Origin of the sequence: Lysobacter lycopersici, from assembly GCF_007556775.1 — a bacterium.
In the GTDB taxonomy this organism is placed as follows: Bacteria; Pseudomonadota; Gammaproteobacteria; order Xanthomonadales; family Xanthomonadaceae; genus Pseudoluteimonas; species Pseudoluteimonas lycopersici.
Genome location: NZ_CP041742.1, coordinates 750,447 through 770,832, shown reverse-complemented (window position 1 = coordinate 770,832; position 20,386 = coordinate 750,447). Strand labels below are relative to the sequence as shown.

Below are 20,386 nucleotides of genomic sequence, written 5' to 3'. Positions count from 1 at the left end.
CGCCGAAGCGGGCGACACGCCAAAAGGAAAGGCCCGCCGAAGCGGGCCTTTCGAGGTGCTGCGTTGCGCGCCGATTACTTCTTGGCGGCGTCGGCGGCGTCCTGCGCCTTGTCCGCAACGTTCTGGGCGGCGTCGGCGGCGGCCTGGGTCGCGTCGGCAGCGGCGCCCTTGGCGGCGTCGGCAGCCTGGCCAGCGGCATCGGTCGCGGCGGCGGCGGCGTCGCCGGCGGCGTCGGTCGCGGTGGCGGCGGCATCGCTGGCGGCGGTGGCGGTCGCGTCGGTCGCGGCGGCGGCGGCATCGCCCGCGGCGTCGGCAGCCTGGCCGGCGGCGTCGGTCGCGGCGTTGGCGGCGTCGCCGGCAGCGTCGGCGGCCTGGGCGGCGGAATCGGCGGCCTGGGCGGCGGAATCGGAAGCTTCCTTGTTGCAGGCCGACAGGGCCAGCACGCCAGCGGCGAGGAGGACGAAGAGCTTGGTGTTCATGTGTTGTCTCCGGAGGAGTTGTCTGAGGGTTGTGTTGCTGTCAGGCAACGCCTGTGCGCGCTGCTGGCCGGTATCCGCCGGCGGGCCACCCATGGATCAAGGGGCGGGGCTTACGGAAAAGCCGCCGGAAAACCGGCGGCCCTTCCAGTTTCGCGAAACAGAAATTGACCTCTCGGTAATTCCTGGAACTCGAAGATCTTACTTCTTGCCTTCGTCGGCCGAAGTGGCGGCGTCGGCGGCGGCGTCCTTGGCCTGGTCGGCGGCGTCGGCGGCCTGCTCGGCGGCGTCGGCAGCGGCATCGGCCTTGTCGGCGGTCGGGGCGGCGGCAGCGGCGTCGGCCGAGGTGGCGGCGGCGTCGGCAGCCTGGGCGGCAGCGTCGGCGGAAGCCTGGGCAGCGTCGGCAGCGGCCTGGTCGCCGGTGGCGGCGGTGGCATCAGCGGTCTGCTGGGCGTCGGTGGCGGCCTGCTGGGCGTCGGCAGCCGAATCGGCGGCCTGCTGGCTGTTGGAGCACGCGGCCAGAGCGAAGCCCAGAGCCAGGGCGATCAGGGCCTTGTTCATGGTCATTTGATTCTTCCTCGTCGATGGTGATGGCAAAGCGCAATTGCGCGTCGAACATGATGACAAGCGTATTTCGCGTGTCAAGCGTTTGTCCGGTTTTTTTTCGTTATTCCGTCAGCGAGCCCTTCACGCGATCTCGACGGCGACCGCCGTGGCTTCGCCGCCGCCGATGCACAGCGACGCCACGCCACGCTTGCCGCCACGCGCCTTCAGGGCGTGCAGCAAGGTCACGATCAGGCGCGCGCCGGAAGCGCCGATGGGATGCCCGAGCGCCAACGCGCCGCCGTTGACGTTCAGCCTGTCGTGGGGAATGTCGAGATCGTGCATGGGCGCCATCGCCACGCAGGCGAAGGCTTCGTTGATTTCGAACAGGTCCACGTCGCCGACCTTCCAGCCGGCCTTGTCGAGCACGTTCTTGATCGCGGCCACCGGCGCGGTCGTGAACCATTCCGGCGCCTGCGCATGCGTCGCGTGCGCGACGATGCGCGCGATCGGCTTCAGCCCGCGCCGAGCGGCTTCGTCGGAGGACATCAGCACGGTCGCGGCGGCGCCATCGGAAATCTTCGAGGACGATGCGGCGGTGAGCACGCCTTCCTTGCCGAAGGCCGGGCGCAGCGCGGGGATCTTGGCCACGTCGATCCTGCCCGGCTCCTCGTCGGTATCGACCACGGTTTCGCCCTTGCGGCCCTGCACCGTCACCGGAACGATTTCGTCCTTGAACGCGCCGGATGTCGAAGCCGCTTGCGCGCGCTGGGCGCTTTCGGTCGAAAACGCATCGATGGCGGCGCGATCGAAACCGTACTTGGCGCAGGCGGCGTCGCCGAACACGCCCATCGCCTTGCCGTCGTAGGGATTGGTCAGGCCGTCCCACGCCATGTGGTCGAGCATCTCGGCGCTGCCGTAGCGGATGCCGGTGCGCGAACCGTTGAGCAGGTGCGGCGCGTTGGTCATCGATTCCATGCCGCCGGCGACGACGACGTTCGCGGAACCGGCCTTGATGATGTCGTGCGCGAACATCACCGCCTTCATGCCCGAGCCGCAGACCTTGTTGATGGTCGTGCAGCCGGCGGCGTCGGGGACGCCGGCGCCACGCGAGGCCTGCCGTGCCGGCGCCTGGCCGAGGCCGGCAGGCAGCACGCAGCCCATGATCACTTCGTCCACCTGATCGGCGGCGAGGCCGGCGTGTTCCAGCGCGCCGCGGATCGCCGCGGTGCCGAGGGCGGGCGTGGGAACGCCGGTGAACTGGCCGAGGAAGGAACCAATGGCGGTGCGCTTGGCACCGACGATGACGACGTCGCTCACGAGGGACTCCTGGTGCGGCCGGGGCGGCTCGCCCCGTTCACCCGATTATGGCGCCGCATGTTGCGCTGCGGCAAATCGCCGGCCAGGCTCAGGAATGGCCGGCGAACAGTTCGCGCCCGATCAGCATCCGGCGGATTTCGTTGGTGCCGGCGCCGATGGCGTAGAGCTTGGCGTCGCGCAGGATGCGGCCGGTGGGGAATTCGTTGATGTAGCCGTTGCCGCCCAGCGCCTGGATGCCTTCAAGCGCGACCTGCACCGCGGCGTCGCTCGCGTGCAACAGGCAGGAGGCCGCATCGATGCGGCTCTTGTGGCCGGCGTCGTAATCGCGCGCGACCTGGTAGGCGAACGCGCGCGAGGACTGCAGCGCGGTGTACATGTCCGCGATCTTCGCCTGCATGATGCCGAAGGTGCCGATGGCCGCATCGAACTGCCTGCGTTCGCGCACGTAGGGCAGGGCGATGTCGAGCGCCGCCTGCATCAGGCCGATGGGGCCGCCGCTGAGCACGAGGCGTTCGGTGTTCAAGCCCGACATCAGCACCCTGACGCCGTGGTTCACTTCGCCGAGCACGTTTTCGGCCGGGATTTCGCAATCCTCGAACACCAGCTCGCAGGTGTTGGAGCCGCGCATTCCGAACTTGTCCAGCTTCTGCGCGGTGGAAAAACCCTTCATGCCCTTCTCGACGATGAAGGCGGTCATGCACTTGCTGCCCGCGTCCTTGCCGGCGGTGCGCATGTACACCACCAGCACGTCGGCCTCGGGGCCGTTGGTGATCCACATCTTGTTGCCGTTGGCGATCCACTGGCCGTCGCGCAATTCCGCGCGGCAGGACATCGAGCCGACCACGTCGGAACCGGCGCCTGGTTCGCTCATCGCCAGCGCACCCTTCCATTCGCCGCTGCACAGCCTGGGCAAGTATTTCGCTCGCTGCGCCTCGTTGCCGTTCGCGTAGAGGTTGTTGACGCAGAGGTTGGAATGCGCGCCGTAGCTCAGTCCGACCGAACCCGAAGCGCGCGAGATCTCCTCCATCGCGACGAGGTGGGCGAGGTAGCCCATGTCGCTGCCGCCGTATTCACCCGGTACGGTCATGCCGAGCAATCCCATTTCGCCGAGCTTGGTCCACAGGTCCTGCGGGAACCAGTTGTCCTCGTCGATTTTCGCCGCGCGCGGCGCAATCTCGCTTTCGGCGAAGCGGCGGACCGCGTCGCGCAGGGCATCGATGTCTTCGCCGAGGGGGAATGCACGCATCGGGATCAGCCTTCGTGGTTCGGGTTCTTGGTACGCAAAACGAGGACGGGGCCGAAGCCCCGTCCGATTATCGCTTGATTCGTGAAGCGCGGCCTTCGCCCCCTTGAGTCAAGGGGGCAGCCGCGAAGCGGCGGGGGATGTGGCAGTGAAGCATGAGGCCCAAAGTTTGTTTGCAAACTTTGGGTGATTCACGGCGAAGTCGGGAATCAATGCCCCCGGATCCGTCCCTGGAATCGCGGCGTGCCGCGGCCCATCGGCAGCTTGAGCTTGCCGATCGCCTCGATCCGCTCCTCGGCGAGGCGGTCGGCGGCGCGGTAGGTCGGGATGCCGTCGCGTTCGCTGATTTCGTAGATGCGCGCAAGGTTGTGGTAGATCGTGCGCATCATGCGCATCGCGCGTTCGCGGTTGTAGCCGTCGAGTTCCAGCGCCACGTTCATCACGCCGCCCGCGTTCACCGCGTAATCCGGCGCGTAGACGATGCCGCGCTTCTCGACTTCGTCGCCGATGGCGTTGTTGGCGAGCTGGTTGTTGGCCGCGCCGCAGATCACCTTCGCCTTCAGCCGCGGCAGGGTGGCCTCGTTGACGGTGCCGCCCAGCGCGCACGGCGAGTACACGTCGGCGGCGACGTCGTAGATGTCGTCCAGGCCCACCGCCTCGGCGCCGTGCTCGTCCACCGCCTTGTCGACCAGCGCCTTGTTGATGTCGGTGACGAACACCTTGGCGCCGCGCTCGCGCAGCAGCTTCACGAATTCCATGCCGACGTGGCCCAGACCCTGCACCGCGTAGCTGTACTTGCCGACTTCCTCGTTGCCGTAGGTGCGCTGCAGCGTGGCCATCAGGCCTTGCAACGTGCCGTAGGCGGTGAACGGCGAGGGATCGCCGGAACCGCCGTGGACCTGGTGCACGCCGGTGACGTACTCGGTCTCGCGGTACACGTATTCCATGTCGTTGACGTCGATGCCGACGTCCTCGGCGGTGATGTAGCGGCCGCCCAGCGATTCGACGAACTGGCCGAACGCGCGGAACAGCGCCTCGGACTTGTCGGTGGCCGGGTTGCCGATGATCACCGCCTTGCCGCCGCCGATGTTCAGGCCGGCGACCGCGTTCTTGTAGGTCATGCCGCGGCTCAGGCGCAGCACGTCGTTCAGCGCCTCGTCCTCGCTCTTGTACGGCCACATGCGGGTGCCGCCGAGCGCGGGCCCGAGCACGGTGTTGTGGATCGCGATGATGGCTTTCAGGCCTGCGTCCTTGTTGTGGCAGAAGACGACCTGCTCGTGGCCGGTGGTATCGAGGGTTTCGAAGATCATCGCTGGCTCCGGAATGCGCCTGCCACGCAGATTGCGCGGCGTCGGGATCGGGTCGGGAATCCGCGGATTTTCCCCGGAATCAGGCGGGGGCCGCGGCCAAGGGCCGGCATTCTAAAGGAATCGGCCGGGACGGGCTTGGAAGGGGCGGTTCGCGCGTTCCCGGCCCGGGAATCGCCGGGGAATGCGGCCATTGCCGAAGCGGCGCATCCAGCCGCGTCGCCGCGTCCGGTTTCAGAAACGACGGTAGCGGCGTTGCCGCAACCACAGCGTGGCCAGCCATTTTTCGCCGCGTTGCACCGGCAGGCCCGCGTGCAGGCTGTCCGGGTCCAGCTGCCCGTCGGGGTGCTGGTCGTCGAAGATCATGTTGTCGAAGACGAGCGCGCGCCCGGGTTTCGGCGCGACGCGGATGCCGGCCATCGGGAATTCGGTTTCCCCGCCGGCTTCCGGGATGTTCAGATAGACGCAGATCGTGCGTGTGCGGTTGCCGGCGCCGGGATTGTCCTCTTCCAGTGCGCGCGGAGTGATGTAGTCGCGGTGTGGCCGGTATTCCTCCCCGGGTGCATAGCGCAGGACGATCAGCTGTTCCGCGTTCGCCAGGTCGACACCCGCCGCCGCGGCGAGCCTGACCTGCACGATGCGCAATGCCAGGTCTTCGGAAACCGGATCGATGCCGGCTTCGCTGCTGGTGCGTATCGGGTTGGCGACGTTTTCGCCGGTTCGCGGATCGTTGACCATCGATTTCCGCAGGGCCGGCTGCGCGGTGGCGGTCAACAACCGGCATTCGTCGGCCGAAAGCAGGTCGTCGACGACGGCGACGTACGGCCGCCGGCTGCGCGTTTCCGGCGATGGCGCGAACAGGGCGTCGCGCAATTCCAGGGTGCGGGCTTCGCAGGGCATCTGCCGGGGCGTCGACGCCGCGAGCCGCGGCAACGCCGGCACGCCTGCCGCGCGCAGGCGCGCGGCGGCCGACGGGTCCGCGGGCACGCCTTCGCCGAGGGCCAGGCGTTCCGCCAGCAGCGCGGCGCACGAGGCATCGCCGCGCACCGCGGCATCGTGCAGCAGGCGCATGCACAGGCGCTGGTCTTCCGGATGCGGCTTGCGGCCGAAATGGATGGCTGCGGCGCGCATCGCGGGCGGGAAGCCCGCGCGCACGGCCGCCTGCAGGCGATGGTTCATCGCTTCGTCGCGCGGAAGCGCCACGCCGCCGATCGCGACCAGCGCGAGGTAGTAGGCGGCGACCGCATTGCCGGCCTGTTCGGCGCGCTGCAGCCAGTGCACGGCCTGTCCGGCCGCCGGCTCCGCGCCGATGCCGTAGAGCAGCATCCGCGCGTATTCGATCTGGGCCGGGGCATGCCCGGCCGCAGCGGCGCGGGCGTGGTGGGCGCAGGCTTCCTCCATCTCGCGTCGTTGCACCAGGGCATTGCCGAGCCGGTACAGCGCTTCCGGATCGCCCGATGCGGCTGCAGCGCGAAGCGTGGCGAGTCCGGCGTCCTCCATTTCCCGAGAATAATCCAGTTCGCAGCCGGCAATCGGCGGATCCGGGCGGGGCGTTCCGGGCCCCGCGCTACAATCCGGGATCAATCGAGAATGCCCGCGAGCGCGCCGATGAGCAGTCCCGCCGAGACCCTGTCCGATCGCCAACCGCAGCCCCAGCCGCTGCGCTTCGTCACCGCCGCCAGCCTGTTCGACGGCCACGACGCAGCGATCAACATCATGCGCCGGCTGATCCAGGCGCAGGGCGCGGAGGTCATCCACCTCGGCCACAACCGCAGCGTCGAGGACGTGGTGCGCGCGGCGCTGCAGGAGGACGCCGACGCCATCGCCCTGTCCAGCTACCAGGGCGGCCACGTCGAGTACTTCAAGTACATGGTCGACATGCTCAAGGAACGCGGCGCGCCGCACGTGCGCGTGTTCGGCGGCGGCGGCGGCACGATCACGCCCGAGGAAATCCGCGAACTCGAGGCCTACGGCGTCGAGCGCATCTACCACCCCAACGACGGCATGAAGATGGGGCTGGTGGAGATGATCGAGGACGTGGTGGTGCGCGCCGGAGAGAGCCGGGACTCGGGACTCGGGACTCGGGACTCGCAGGCAGGCTCGAAGCCGTCGATGGACGATGAAATCGCCATCGGCCGAATGCTTTCCGCCATCGAGGACGGCGAATTTTCCGAATCGGAATTGGCGCTCCTGCGCAGGCAGTGGAACTCCGGAATCCCCTCCGAGTCGCGAGTCCCGAGTCCCGAGTCCCGCGACCGGCGCTCCGCGCCCGTCATCGGCATCACCGGCACCGGCGGCGCGGGCAAGTCCAGCGTCACCGACGAACTGCTGAACCGCTTCCTCGCCAGCTTCCCGAAGATGCGGGTCGCGGTGATTTCGGTCGATCCCACGCGGCGCCGCAGCGGCGGCGCGCTGCTCGGCGACCGCATCCGCATGAATTCGCTGCGCAGCCACCGCGTGTACATGCGCTCGATGGCCACGCGCCGACAGAACGTCGCGACCAACGCCGTGCTCAAGGATTGCATCGCGTTCCTCAAGTCGCTGGCCTACGACCTGGTCATCGTCGAGACCGCCGGCATCGGCCAGTCGGATTCCGAGATCGTCGACCTGGTCGATTTCCCGATGTACGTGATGACCAGCGACTACGGCGCGGCCTCGCAGCTCGAGAAGATCGACATGATCGACTACGCCGAGCTGATCGTGCTGAACAAGTACGACAAGCGCGGCGCCGAGGACGCGCTGCGCGACGTGCGCAAGCAGTGGAAGCGCAACCACGCCGCGTTCAAGACCGCGGACGAGGACGTGCCGGTCTACCCGACGATTGCTTCCCAGTTCAACGACCCCGGCATCAGCTGGATGTTCGCGAACCTGTGCCGCCTGCTGCGCGAAAAGCTGTCGCTGCCGGCGGACAAATGGACGCCGCGCATCGACACCACGCTGAAGGAACCGCGCGCCACCGTGCTGATCCCCGGCGCGCGCGTGCGCTACCTCGCCGAAATCGCCGAGCAGGGCAGGGCGATCAACGCCGGCATCAACAAGCAGGCCGAAGCCGCCGACCGCGCGCAGGCGTTCTGGCAGGCGCTGCAGGAACTCGGCGATGCGAAGTTGCCCAAGCAACTGGAGTTGTATGCCGCAGACGATCTTGTGGGAGCGACGGCAGTCGCGACTTCCGTCGCTCCCACGGTGGATCGCAGCCTCCTCACCCTGCGCCAACGCTACAACGACGCGGTGCAGGCGCTGACCACCGAATCGCTGCGCAGCCTGCGCGAATGGCCGGCGCGGCTGAAGTCGATCACCGACGACACGACCGAATACGAAGTGCGCGGCAAGGCGATCAAGGTCGAGAACTACCGCGAATCGCTGTCGCACCAGAAGGTGCCGAAGATCGCCGCGCCCACGTACAAGTCCTGGGGCGAGCTGCTGGTGTTCCTCGGCAAGGAAAACCTGCCCGGTTCCTATCCCTACACCGGCGGCGTGTATCCCTACCGCCGCACCGGCGAGGACCCGATCCGCATGTTCGCGGGCGAGGGCACGCCCGAACGCACCAACCGCCGCTTCCACTACCTCAGCGTCGGCCTGCCCGCCGCGCGCCTGTCCACCGCGTTCGACAGCGTCACCCTGTACGGCGAGGACCCGGCGCCGCGCCCGGACATCTACGGCAAGATCGGCAACTCCGGCGTCAACATCCCGACGCTCGACGACATGAAGAAGCTGTATTCCGGTTTCGACCTGTGCGCGCCGACCACCTCGGTCTCGATGACCATCAACGGCCCCGCGCCGATCATCCTCGCGATGTTCATGAACACCGCGATCGACCAGCAGGTGGAGAAATACCTGAAGGCCGATGACGCGCGTTGGGCGGATGCGCAAAAGAAGATCGCGAAGATCTTCGAAGGCCGCGAGCGTCCGACCTACCACGGCGATCTGCCGGCCGGGAACGACGGCCTCGGCCTCGGGCTGCTCGGCGTCGCCGGCGACCAGCTGGTCGATGCCGAGACCTACGAACGCATCAAGGCGGAAACGCTTTCGACCGTGCGCGGCACCGTGCAGGCCGACATCCTCAAGGAGGACCAGGCGCAGAACACCTGCATCTTCAGCACCGAATTCGCGCTGCGGATGATGGGCGACATCCAGCAGTATTTCGTCGACCGCAAGGTGCGCAACTTCTATTCGGTCTCGATCTCCGGCTACCACATCGCCGAAGCCGGCGCGAACCCGATCTCGCAGCTCGCCTTCACCCTGAGCAACGGCTTCACCATCGTCGAGTATTACCTCGCGCGCGGGATGAAGATCGACGACTTCGCGCCGAACCTGTCGTTCTTCTTCAGCAACGGCATGGACCCGGAATACACCGTCATCGGCCGCGTCGCGCGGCGCATCTGGGCGCGCGCCATGCGCGAGCGCTACGGCGCGAACGAGCGTTCGCAGATGATGAAGTACCACATCCAGACCAGCGGCCGGTCCCTGCACGCGCAGGAAATCCAGTTCAACGACATCCGCACCACGCTGCAGGCGCTGTACGCGCTGTTCGACAACTGCAATTCGCTGCACACCAACGCCTACGACGAGGCGATCACCACGCCGACCGAGGAGTCGGTGCGGCGCGCGGTGGCGATCCAGATGATCATCAACAAGGAACTGGGCCTCAATTTCAACGAGAACCCGTGGCAGGGCAGTTTCGCGGTCGAGTACCTGACCGACATCGTGGAAGAGGCGGTGTACAAGGAGTTCGAGGCGATCAGCGAGCGCGGCGGGGTGCTCGGCGCGATGGACACGATGTACCAGCGCGGCAAGATCCAGGAGGAGTCGCTGTACTACGAGCACAAGAAGCACGACGGGTCGCTGCCGCTGGTGGGGGTGAACACGTTCCTGCCGAAGGAACACGGCGGCGAGATCGCGACGGAGATCGAGCTGATCCGTTCGACGGAAGAGGAGAAGGGCCAGCAGATCGCGAACGTGCGGGCGTACCAGGAGAACCGGAATCCGCTGGCGCCGGTGGGCGAGACGGACCACGCGCACGTGATCGAGGATGCGACGGTGGAGGGCGAGGCGCACGATGGCCACGGGTTGGCTTATCTGCAGAAGACGGCGCGCGACCGCAGGAATGTGTTCGTGGCGCTGATGGAGGCGGTGAAGACGCACAGCCTCGGGCAGATCAGCCATGCGTTGTACGATGTGGGTGGTGAATATCGTCGCAATATGTAGCGCTGGACAAACATTCGGTATAGCCGTCACAAGCAAGATCAATATTTCAATGGGGATCTGAATCAATATGGCTAAATTAGAGACCCTTAAGTTAGGCGAGTTGCACTTTGACCCGGAGAACCCGCGCCTACCTGAGACCTTGAATCGTGCGGATGATCCGGCGGTCCTGCAGTATCTACTGCTTGAGGCTAATCTGATTGAGTTAATGCTCTCAATCGGTGAGCAAGGCTATTTCGAAGGCGAACCTTTGTTGGCGGTACGGAGAGAAGAAGGCGGGTATATCGTCGTCGAAGGGAATCGGCGATTAGGTGCACTCAAGCTCCTGCAGCCTGGAGCTATCCCCCCTGTGCAACCCAAGCAGGTAAAAGAGGCGCAGGAAACTGCGAAGCATCATCCCGATTCCATACCGGTTTTAATTTTCGATAAACGCTCGGAAATCCTTAGTTATCTTGGTTATCGACATATTACGGGGATCAAAGAGTGGAATCATCTCGCGAAGGCTCGTTATTTGCGGCAGCTGCGCGAACGATATAGTGAGTTAAACCACACCGAGGCGCATAAAATTCTGGCGAAAGAGATTGGAAGCAATTCCGCGCAGGTGGCAAAGCTTCTTACTGGTCTTACGCTATTGGATCGCGCAAGGGATGTTGGGTTGCTTAATGCGCTCCGACTTAGAGAAGAGGATGTTCCGTTCTCACTTTTGACAACTGGTATTGGTTACGAAAACATCGCGCGTTTCATTGGCATTGCTAATGCTGCGGATGTAGATGCGGCAAATCTAAAAGTAGACGAGTTCGGAGAATTTTTTGCTTGGGTTTTCGATAAGCGCTATGGCGCGAAGAGTGTTTTGGGGGAATCCCGCAATTTTGACAAGTTAGCGCGTGTTGTTGCCAATGAGCGAGCGGTGGCCACCTTGCGTAGCGGGGCCACTCTCGAAGAAGCTGATCTGCTAACTAGTGGCCCGCTAGAAGCGGTCCGTAAATTTATGCATCTTGCAGAAAACAACATCCGAAGTGCGCAGGATTCCTTGAGCTTCGCCGAAGGGTTTGATGAAAACGATGTCTCGCAAGCTGATCGTATTCGCAAAGCCGCTGCGGCACTTGCGGGTTCTCTTAATTCTTTAATGACCGGTGAGTGAGGCGGATGGTTGACCTTGACCGCCCGAGAGATCGTGATTCGCATACGTTGGCTGACTATGCAGAGCTTCTTTGCTTGCTCAGTGCGGACCGTATTTGTAGTCGTGAGAGTATCCGAGATCGGATTCGCGACGTAGGCGATGTAAGGATTGAAGATAACGAGCTAGAAGATTGCTTCAGCCAGTTGGAATGGCGTGCAATGGCTTACTCCGAAGCCTATCCGTTTGTCGTTCCTGAGGGTCGAACACTGCGCGCGCCGGATGACCTTTCCAATTGGCAACGGCTTTATGTGCTTCTACTCTTATGTGCGAATCTGCCATTCATACGTTCTGAGATTCTAGCGCTCACTTCTGTTTTTGAACGCATTTCCCTACTCGCAATTAAGGCGATCTGGCCTTTGAAAGGCGTTGTTCGTCCTTTCGGCAAGAATTTGACAGACTACACGGGCCAGAAATGGAGTCGAATCAATCAGCTTGCTATCGACATCGGTGGGCGTGGTGCATGCACAGAGCATACGTTCAGAGGGCGAGACACTGGCGATGGTGGGATTGATTTGATGGCAGCGTTGCCACTCGATGATCATGAGCGCCGCAACATCCCCGCGCTTCTTGGTCAATGTGCTTGCTCTCGCGATCAATGGGTTAGCAAGCAAACAGAAATTTCTGGGGATCGTCTTGGCAATCAGATTCATGCCTCACATCCCTGGATGCAAGCGCTGATGATTCCTCAGAGCTTCCGTGACAATCTTGGAAAGTGGGCGGTAGAGGGTGATCTAGGTAGAACAATTCTGTTCGATAGGCTTCGCATCGTTATTCCACTCGGGCCAGATGTAGACTGGGCAACTATTCAGGCCCCAGATTACCTGCAAGAATTCTTGATAGAACGGCTGCCCCTTGTATAAAACTCAGCCTACCAAATATTCGGCAAAGAACTGGCGACAGCTTTGAACAGCGCCGGGGGGACCGCATTCCCAATAACCTTGTAACGGGTGTGCATGCCACAACTATCTGGAAACTCCAAGTCGCCAAAGCCTTGTAAGCGTGCAGCCTCGCGATAGCTAAAGCGTCGAGCCGGACCATCATGCATGAACTCGAAGTGATCGGGCCCTTTGCAAATCAAGGGCGGTGAAAGTGGGTGCAATGGCATGTGTCGCGCACGACTCACGATTGTTTTAGATGTTTCGTTCCACTCTCGGCGCCGATTTCGTGACAGATAGTACCAGTGGAAGGGTTCGATATTGAATTCGCCTTCCGGCCAGTCCGGTAACCCTGCTAATGCCTCTCGGATCGTTTTGTACGGCAAAAGCGCATTCGGACCATGAGTCGGCGTTGGAAATTCATACTTTAGCCCGAAGTCCGACCGTAGACCGACAATTATTACCCGTGCGCGATCTTGCGCTACGCCAAAGTCAGCTGCATTCAACAGCTTCCACGTCACGTGGTATCCGGCTTGACGGAAGTTGCGGATCTGTCGCTGGAATAACGGCGCATTGTCTGCGCGCATAAGGCCAGACACATTTTCGACAATAAATGCTTTCGGTCGAATCGCGCGCAATGCGCGCCCAAACTCCGCAAATAGGTAATTGATGCCACGGTCGGCTTCACGGGCACCGCCTTGACTGTAGCCCTGACATGGATAACAGCCCACGAGCAACTGCGCCGATGGAAAACTATCTACTTCTCGCACATCGCCGAGAACATAGTTGGTATCAGGAAGATTGGCTTCGTAGACATCTTTGGCGTAAGCCAAGATGTCATTCGCCATCACTACTTCAAATCCTGCTTGGTGGAGGCCGAGATCGGACCCGCCACAACCAGAAAATAGGCTAACTGCCCGAGCCTTAGGGCGGCGCTTTTGTCCGCTTGTGTTCAGTCGGGCGTTGGATTTCATACGGCAAATTTTCCACGTTTGCCCGCAAAAGAACAGAGCCGGAGGTATATGAGGCCGTGGTTCCCCGGCTAGCGTGTGGCCAAGACTAGCCGACCGCAAGTGCCGCAGCAATTCACGCCAGTGAGCCAGCAGAGGCACGCCCTATGCGCCACAGGGAAATGTTTGGGTCAACATTTTTGCGGGCATGACCTCCTTCCCATTCTTTCGGCCCGGCAGAGGTCAAGAATGGGGCAGGGGACCAATTCGGGAGAAGCTCATGAAATTCGCATTGCTTGCGGCTGCCGCCGCCATGTTCGTGGCCGGTTCGGTCCAGGCTCAGGTGCCCACCGGAAAAATGGGCGAGCTTCGCCCCGACCAGAAACAATTCTTCGACCTCTACAAGCAACTGGTCGAAACCGACACCTCCATCACCTCAGTCGACGACCCCGCCAACGGCGGCTGCACCCAGGCCGCCGCCCAGATCGCCGAACGCCTCAAGGCCGCCGGCTTCGGCGACGACCAGATCACCCTGTTCTCCGTCCCCGAACACCCCAAGGAAGGCGGCATCGTCGCCGTCTACCCCGGCACCTCCGCCACCCTCAAACCCATGCTCCTGCTCGCCCACATCGACGTCGTCGCCGCCAAGCGCGCCGACTGGGTGCGCGACCCCTACAAACTGGTCGAGGAGAACGGCTACTACTATGCCCGCGGCATCGCCGACGACAAATTCATGGCCGCGACCTGGGCCGACATGCTCATCCGCTTCCAGCAGTCCGGCTACAAACCCGCGCGCACGGTGAAGATGGCCCTGACCTGCGGCGAGGAAACCGACACCGCGTTCAACGGCGCGCAATACCTCGCCAACCACAAGCGCGACCTCATCGACGCCGCGTTCGCCCTCAACGAGGGCGGCGGCGGCGACACCGACGGCAAGGGCCACATCATCGACCAGTCCATCCAGGTCGGCGAAAAGATCTACCAGGACTACAAGTTCGTCTCCACCAATCCCGGCGGGCACAGCTCGATCCCGGTGCGCGACAACGCGATCTACGCGATGAGCGAGGCGCTGCTGAAGGTCCGCGACCACGAGTTCCCGCAGGAATTCAGCGACACCACCCGCGTGTTCTTCGATCGCGCCGGCGCCGCGCGCAAGGACGCGCTGGGCAACGCGATGATCGCGCTGGCCAAGGACCCGAACGATGCCAAGGCCGCGGCGCTGGTCAACACCGACCGGGCCTACCACTCGATGCTGCGCACGACCTGCGTCGCGACGATGATCGAGGGCGGGCACGCGCTGAACGCGCTGCCGCAACGGGTCGAGGCCAACGTCAATTGCCGCATCTTCCCCGGGCATACGCCGGCCGAAATCCAGCAGCAGCTCGCCGAGGTCATCGGCAACCCGGCGATTGCCATCGACCAGGCGCGCAAGGACAAGCCGCTGGCGAAGATGCCCGCGCTCGACCCGGCGATCATCGGCCCGATCGAAAAGCTCAGCGAGAAATACTGGCCCGGCGTGCCGGTCATCCCGTCGATGTCCACCGGCGCGACCGACGGCCTGTACCTGTCGGCGGTGGGCATCCCGACCTACGGCGTGCCCGGCTCCTGGGGCGACCCCGACGGCAACGGCGTGCACGGCCTCAACGAACGGCTGGAAGTGCGCGCGGTGTACGTCGGCCGCGATTACCTCACCGACCTGGTGAAGGCGCTGGCGGAGTAACCGGCGACGCGACATCTCGTCATGATGGTGGAATCTCCCTGCGGGAGGTTCCACCCTACGGGTTCGCGGAATAATCAACGAAACATGTAGGGCGGAACCCGCGGAGCGGTTTCCGCCGTTTTCTTGCGCGGATGCCCGGGTTTCCGACGATGGCGGAATCTCCCTGCGGGAGGTTCCACCCTACGGGTTCACGGAATAATCGACGAAACACGTAGGGCGGAACCCGCGTAGCGGTTTCCGCCGTTTCCCCGCGGGGATCGTGGTTTGTCGCGATGGCGGAATAGACGCGGACCCACGTAGGGCGGAACCCGCATAGCGGTTTCCGCCTTGGATCGCGGAATCGTCGGAATAGGCGGAATCTCCCTGCGGGAGGTTCCGCCCTACGCGGTGTTTTCCTACGCCGGATCGGGATTCGGCTGATGTCGCTCCTGCGTTTGCGAGGCGATGTTGGCGTCGAATCGCCCGGAAACCGGAATGCCGAACTATCGACGCGCATGGATGCCGGGAGGAACGTGGTTCTTCACGGTGAACCTGCTGCAGCGACGCGGCAACGACCTGCTGGTGCGCGAGATCGAGTTGCTGCGGCGCTGCATGGCAATGGAACGTGCGCGGCGGCCATTCTCGGTACTGGCCTGGGTAGTGATGCCGGAGCACATGCACTGGCTATGGCGCCTGCCGCCAGGCGACGGCGATTTCGCCACTCGCTGGCGCCGCATCCGCACCGATTTTTCGCTAGGCATCGCACGGCACGAAACCCGTACCGCCGTGCGCCTTCGCCGTGGCGAACGCGGCATCTGGCAACGACGCTACTGGGAACACCTGGTCCGCGACGAGGACGACCTGCGCCGGCATGTCGAATACATCCACTTCAATCCCGTAAAGCACGGACACGCCGTCCGCGCCGCGGATTGGCCGCATTCCTCGTTTCGCGCGTGGGTGGAGCGCGGTGCGTATTCGTTGGATTGGGCCGCAGACCCGTAGGGCGGAATCCGCGTAGCGGTTTCCGCCATGAAGCGCGATGGTGGAATCGCCTTCGGCGGTTCCACCCTACGGCCCTGATCCCGGTCGGCGGTGCGCCGGCCGGCGAACCTCATTCCCTGCGGTCGAGTTCGTGGTGGACCAGCACCACGCACTGCGAGGCGAACAGCATCTTCGCCCCGAGCGAGATCTTCTGCGCGCCGAGGCGATCGAGCGTGTGGAAGGTGTTCTTCGGCATCGGGATGTGGTCGGTGAGCAGGAAGCAGGGGTTGTCGCCGAACGGCTGATCGCGGATCGGCGTGCCCTTGCGGTCCATCACGAACAACTGGTGATCCATCGCGAGTTCCTGTACCAGTCGTTCGAAGCTCGTCGTGCGCACGGTCACGCCGGATTCGACCGGCCGGGTTTCGTCCTTGCCCATGCCGACGGACGCATCCAGCGCTTTGCCGACCTTGCCGAGCAGGGAACGTTCATCGAAGCCGCCGATGTCGTGCATGGCGTCGGCTTCGAAGCGGATCGTGCGCGAATAATCCGCGGTGCTTTCCAGCACCAGGAACACCACGACTTCGGTGCGATGCGACTGCGCCACGAAGATGGCGTTCATCAGCGTGTGCGCGAGGATTTCGGCGTGCGCCTCGGTCCCGACGGATTCCAGCAGTTTGCGGCTGTCGGTGGGCGCCGCCCGTGCCCTGAGTACGAAGGTGCGCATGCCTGTCCCGGTCGATCCGTCGACAGGGGATCGCGGGCACCACGTTATCATCCGGCCATGGCCAAGCTGCTGCTCAACCTGCGCAACGTGCCCGACGACGAGGCCGACGACGTGCGCGCCATGCTCGACGCGCACCGGATCGCGTTCTACGAAACCCCGGCGAGCGCGTGGGGAATCATCGCCGGCGGCATCTTCGTGAAGGAGAACGCGGAGATCGCCGAAGCCAAGCGGCTGATGGCCGACTACCAGGCGCAGCGCAGCGCGCGCGTGCGTGCCGAATACGCGGCGGCCCGGCGCGACGGCAGCGCGGAGACGTTCCGCACGGTGCTGCGCGAGCAACCGCTGCGCGTGGCGTTGACGGTCCTCGCCATCATCTGCCTGCTGGGCCTGGTCGCGTTGCCGGTGCTGCTGTTGCGCGGTTGAAGCCGGTCGCGAAGCGACGCCGCGTCGCGCCTACACCGACAGTCCGACGTCCCCCTCCACCACCGTCTGCGTCATCCGCGGGTGCTCGCCGGCTTTCCATAGCGGCACTTCGTGGCGCACGCGATAGCGCAGCGGGCCGCCGTCGTTGCCCGGAGCGCGCGCGATCGGGCGCGGGATGCACACGAACTCGGTGACCATCCTGTCGGCGTCGCAGCGCACGGTCGCGTAGCCGTGGCCGCCGTTGTCGACGAAGGTCAGGTGCGGCGCCAATTCGGGATTGCGCACCGCCAGCGCCTTCTGCACGTCCTTCGAAGCGGCGTACTCGAACGCCGAGCGCACGCCGTGGCGCAGCGTCAGGTTCTCGGTGGCTTGCGGCTTTCCATCCTTGTCTTCGGCGATGTACAGGGCGCGGGTCGGATTGTTTTCCTTCTTCTGGGTGTACTCGTTGGCCTCGGCGCCGCCGACGGAACTCATCGAGCCACCCACGAAGCTGACGCCCACCGGCTCGAAGGCGGCGGGCGGCAAGGCCTTGGCTGCGTAACCTGCCCAGAAGCTGTGGCGATCGCCGGCGACGATGACCAGGCCGGTCACGCCGGCATCGCGCACCGTGTCGTAGATCTCCGCGCGCTCGTGCCACACGCTGCCCCAGTCGTAGACGCTCATAAGGCCGTAGCCCTTGCCCTTCCACGTACCTGCTTCGGGCGGCAGGTTCTGCGGGTCGATGCGCGTGTCGAGCGTGCCCAGCGAGTTGCCCCAGACCTTCCAGGTGGCCTGTGCATTGCGCAGCCTGTCGAGGAACCAGGCCTTCTGCTTCGCGCCCAGCATCGACTGCGGCGCTTCGGCGACGCGGTAGTTGTCCACGCTCTTGTCGCCGAACGTGAGCTTCGCCGGCGGATGGCCACCGTTGAACGCGCGGCCGGCGTCGACCGGCCCCCACAACTCTTCGGGGACGAAGCCGAGCGTATCGCCTTCGAACAGCGGACCGATTTCTTCGCGGTTGCCGGGATCGCGCGAGCGGAAGCTGCGGTTGTCGGTGAGCAGCAGGTCGATGTGCCGGCCCCAGCGCAAGGCGCGATAGATGATCAGGCTGTCGATCGCGGCGAGGTTGTTGGGCTCGGTGCCCAGGCCGGTGTCGTCGAAGTCGGTGGGTTTCAGTACCACGTCCTGCACGGTGGGCGCGTTGAAGGTGTCGAGCTTGCTGCCCGGCGGCAGCACGCGCGCCGGCTGGAATTCGAACCATGCCTGGTTTCCGGCAACCTTGAGCCTTTGCCCGGCCACCCAGCCGTCGGTGCCGGCGAATTCCTGGATCGACTGCCAGCCGTTCCACGAGATTTCGTGGTTGTCCCAGATGCACACGAAGGGCCAGCGCGCGCGCGCATCCTGCAGGTCCGGATCGAGCAGGTAGGCCTTGTAGGCGACGCGATAGTCCTCGAGCGAGTCCGGCACCCAGAAGCGGTTGTTGGCGACGACCTTGCCCTTCGGATATTTGATCGGGAACGTGAGCTTGCGATCGAAGCGGCCGTTCTTGGCCTGGTCGGGGTACTGCACCACTTCGTAGATGAAGTCGCCCAGGTGCAGGACGAAGCCGATGCGTTCGTCGGGAGTTGCCTGCTCGTCTTCGTGGATCATCCGCCGATAGCCGTTGTTGTAGCCTTCGGGCAGGCACTGGCAGCTGACGAAGGCGAACTTGCTCGGACGCGGATCATCGGGCCGTGGCGCGGTGAGCGTGCGGCCGATGCGGCTGCCGTTGCCTTCGTCGTCCACGAAGCGGTACCAGTATTCGCCGGCTGGCGGCAGGTGTCCGACCAACACGCGGCAGGTCCAGTCGGACGCGGCCTGCACCTTCGCGGAAGTCGTCGCGATCACGCGCGCGAACGCCGGATCCTCCGCCACTTCGACCAACAGCAACGCGCTCTCGCGTCCGTCCGCGTACGGGCGTCGCGTCCACAGCAGCACGCTGTCGGCGTCGGGATCGCCGGAGGCGACGCCATGCGGAAACAGGTCGCGGCGTTCGCGCCATCCGCTCGATGACGGCTTCACCGTCGTGCAACCCCAGGCCAGGGTCGCGCCCAGCGCGGCGGCGAGTTTCAGGAAGTCGCGGCGATCGAGCTTCGGCATGTCGGCCCCTTGGTGGCGCCGGATGCGCCGGATCGAACGCCGCAACGCTAGGCCCGGCCGGGTATCGATGAACGTGCCGGAAGTCGGTATGGCCTTCGGTCGCCGGGAGACGGACGGCCCTGGCCCGATGCGAGGCAAGTGCTGCCGATTTGCGTCGCATTTCCTGTTGCCCGTGGTCGCAATCCGACGCGCCTGGGCAAGGGAAAAGTGCCTGTCGTCGCGTTATTGCGCATTGCCCCGCATCCTCGCGTTTCGCGCGCGAATGCGCTGCTACCATCGATTCGACCGGGGTCACCGCGCGCCGCAATGCACGCGATGCGCCTCGACCTCCCGGCCGGAGCCGCATGTCGATGAACACGCCATCTGAAATGGATTTTGGAACCGCGCACGGCCAGGACGTGGCCGAGCAGGCGGGGGTGTACAAGACGTTGCTCGAATCCACCCGGGCGATCCCGTGGAAGATCGACTGGGCCACGATGCGCTTCGCCTACATCGGTCCGCAGATCGGGGAATTGCTGGGTTGGGAGCCGGGCAGCTGGCGAACGGTCGACGACTGGGTCGCGCGCATGCACCCGGACGACCGCGACTACGTGGTGAATTTCTGCGTCTCGCAATCCAAGGCGGGCGTGGACCACGAGGCCGACTATCGCGCGTTGACGCAGGCGGGCGGCTACGTCTGGATCCGCGACGTGGTGCACGTGGTGCGCAACGCCGATGGCGAGGTCGACAGCCTGATCGGCTTCATGTTCGACATCAGCGAGCGCAAGCGCGCCGAGGAAGAAGTGCTGCGCCTGCACAAGCGGCTGGAGATGCTGTCGTTGACCGACGGGCTGACCGGGATCGCGAACCGCCGCATGTTCGACCAGCGCTTCCAGGCGGAATGGAACGACGCGCGCCGCAGCCGCAAGCCCCTTTCGCTGGTGGCGCTGGACATCGATTACTTCAAGCAGTTCAACGACGGCTACGGGCACGTGAAGGGCGACGAGTGCCTGCAGCGGATCGCGCATGCGCTGAAGGAGATCGCGCGCAGGCCGCGCGACCTGGCCGCGCGTTTCGGCGGCGAGGAATTCATCCTGCTGCTGCCGGACACGTCTCCCGATGCGGCGCGTGCGATCGCCGAATCGTGCGTGCAGGCGATCGCCGGATTGCGCATTCCGCATGCCGGGTCCGAAGCGGGCGATGCGGTGACCGCCAGCCTCGGCGTCGGCACGGTCGTGGTCGCGGCGGAATCGCAGCCGGTCGATTTCCTCGAGGCGGTCGATCGTGCGCTGTATGCCGCCAAGGCGGGCGGGCGCAACCGCATCGAAACCGTGCCGGGAACGCCGGCTCCCTGACGCGCTCC

The 20,386-nt window shown here is 64.6% G+C and carries 16 protein-coding genes; 7 read left to right on the top strand and 9 right to left on the bottom strand.

The genetic code is table 11. The features are described from left to right. Positions 1-74: 74 nt before the first annotated feature. The 6 genes from FNZ56_RS03965 to FNZ56_RS03940 form a co-directional block, all read right to left on the bottom strand. The gene (locus tag FNZ56_RS03965) at positions 75-479 is read right to left on the bottom strand and encodes a hypothetical protein (protein WP_143878600.1); all 405 of its coding nucleotides are present in this window, start codon (positions 477-479) and stop codon (positions 75-77) included. Between the two features lie 198 nt (positions 480-677). After that, on the bottom strand, positions 678-1,043 hold the full coding sequence (locus FNZ56_RS03960; protein ID WP_143878599.1) for a hypothetical protein: 366 nt from the start codon (positions 1,041-1,043) through the stop codon (positions 678-680). Between the two features lie 120 nt (positions 1,044-1,163). After that, a complete protein-coding gene (locus FNZ56_RS03955; RefSeq protein ID WP_143878598.1) occupies positions 1,164-2,339 on the bottom strand; it encodes a thiolase family protein in 1,176 nt (391 codons plus the stop codon). 88 nt (positions 2,340-2,427) lie between these two features. Next, on the bottom strand, positions 2,428-3,585 hold the full coding sequence (locus tag FNZ56_RS03950) for an isovaleryl-CoA dehydrogenase (protein ID WP_143878597.1): 1,158 nt from the start codon (positions 3,583-3,585) through the stop codon (positions 2,428-2,430). Positions 3,586-3,791: 206 nt separating this feature from the next. Continuing rightward, a complete protein-coding gene (locus FNZ56_RS03945) occupies positions 3,792-4,892 on the bottom strand; it encodes a Glu/Leu/Phe/Val dehydrogenase dimerization domain-containing protein (RefSeq protein ID WP_143878596.1) in 1,101 nt (366 codons plus the stop codon). 231 nt (positions 4,893-5,123) lie between these two features. Continuing rightward, positions 5,124-6,389, bottom strand: coding sequence for a 2OG-Fe(II) oxygenase (locus FNZ56_RS03940; protein WP_143878595.1), 1,266 nt, complete (start codon positions 6,387-6,389; stop codon positions 5,124-5,126). 108 nt (positions 6,390-6,497) lie between these two features. On the opposite strand from FNZ56_RS03940, the gene FNZ56_RS03935 reads away from it, so the two are divergent. The 3 genes from FNZ56_RS03935 to FNZ56_RS03925 all read left to right on the top strand — a co-directional run bounded on the left by FNZ56_RS03935 (position 6,498) and on the right by FNZ56_RS03925 (position 12,131). Then, positions 6,498-10,094, top strand: a complete 3,597-nt coding sequence (locus tag FNZ56_RS03935; RefSeq protein WP_143878594.1) for a methylmalonyl-CoA mutase family protein — start codon at positions 6,498-6,500, stop codon at positions 10,092-10,094. A gap of 67 nt (positions 10,095-10,161) precedes the next feature. Further along, the gene (locus tag FNZ56_RS03930) at positions 10,162-11,232 is read left to right on the top strand and encodes a ParB N-terminal domain-containing protein (RefSeq protein WP_143878593.1); all 1,071 of its coding nucleotides are present in this window, start codon (positions 10,162-10,164) and stop codon (positions 11,230-11,232) included. A 5-nt stretch (positions 11,233-11,237) separates the two neighbouring features. After that, on the top strand, positions 11,238-12,131 hold the full coding sequence (locus FNZ56_RS03925; RefSeq protein WP_143878592.1) for a hypothetical protein: 894 nt from the start codon (positions 11,238-11,240) through the stop codon (positions 12,129-12,131). Positions 12,132-12,139: 8 nt separating this feature from the next. Here FNZ56_RS03925 and FNZ56_RS03920 read toward each other — a convergent pair whose 3' ends face one another. Further along, a complete protein-coding gene (locus FNZ56_RS03920; protein ID WP_143878591.1) occupies positions 12,140-13,120 on the bottom strand; it encodes a DNA cytosine methyltransferase in 981 nt (326 codons plus the stop codon). Between the two features lie 256 nt (positions 13,121-13,376). Between FNZ56_RS03920 and FNZ56_RS03915 the strand changes: the two genes are divergently transcribed. Then, positions 13,377-14,816 carry a M20/M25/M40 family metallo-hydrolase gene (locus tag FNZ56_RS03915; RefSeq protein ID WP_143878590.1) on the top strand — a complete coding sequence of 480 codons (1,440 nt, stop codon included), beginning with the start codon at positions 13,377-13,379 and terminating at the stop codon, positions 14,814-14,816. Between the two features lie 474 nt (positions 14,817-15,290). Continuing rightward, on the top strand, positions 15,291-15,797 hold the full coding sequence (locus tag FNZ56_RS03910) for an REP-associated tyrosine transposase (protein WP_143878589.1): 507 nt from the start codon (positions 15,291-15,293) through the stop codon (positions 15,795-15,797). Positions 15,798-15,906: 109 nt separating this feature from the next. Here FNZ56_RS03910 and trmY read toward each other — a convergent pair whose 3' ends face one another. Next, entirely contained in the window at positions 15,907-16,503 is a 597-nt protein-coding gene (gene trmY / locus FNZ56_RS03905) for a tRNA (pseudouridine(54)-N(1))-methyltransferase TrmY (RefSeq protein ID WP_143878588.1), read from the bottom strand. Positions 16,504-16,560: 57 nt separating this feature from the next. Between trmY and FNZ56_RS03900 the strand changes: the two genes are divergently transcribed. After that, positions 16,561-16,926, top strand: a complete 366-nt coding sequence (locus tag FNZ56_RS03900; RefSeq protein WP_143878587.1) for a DUF6164 family protein — start codon at positions 16,561-16,563, stop codon at positions 16,924-16,926. A 30-nt stretch (positions 16,927-16,956) separates the two neighbouring features. On the opposite strand, the gene FNZ56_RS03895 is transcribed toward FNZ56_RS03900, so the two are convergent. Beyond that, positions 16,957-19,044, bottom strand: a complete 2,088-nt coding sequence (locus tag FNZ56_RS03895) for an alkaline phosphatase D family protein (protein WP_143878586.1) — start codon at positions 19,042-19,044, stop codon at positions 16,957-16,959. 368 nt (positions 19,045-19,412) lie between these two features. Here FNZ56_RS03895 and FNZ56_RS03890 point away from each other — a divergent pair, with 368 nt between their 5' ends. Further along, a complete protein-coding gene (locus FNZ56_RS03890) occupies positions 19,413-20,378 on the top strand; it encodes a GGDEF domain-containing protein (protein WP_143878585.1) in 966 nt (321 codons plus the stop codon). Positions 20,379-20,386 lie beyond the last annotated feature (8 nt).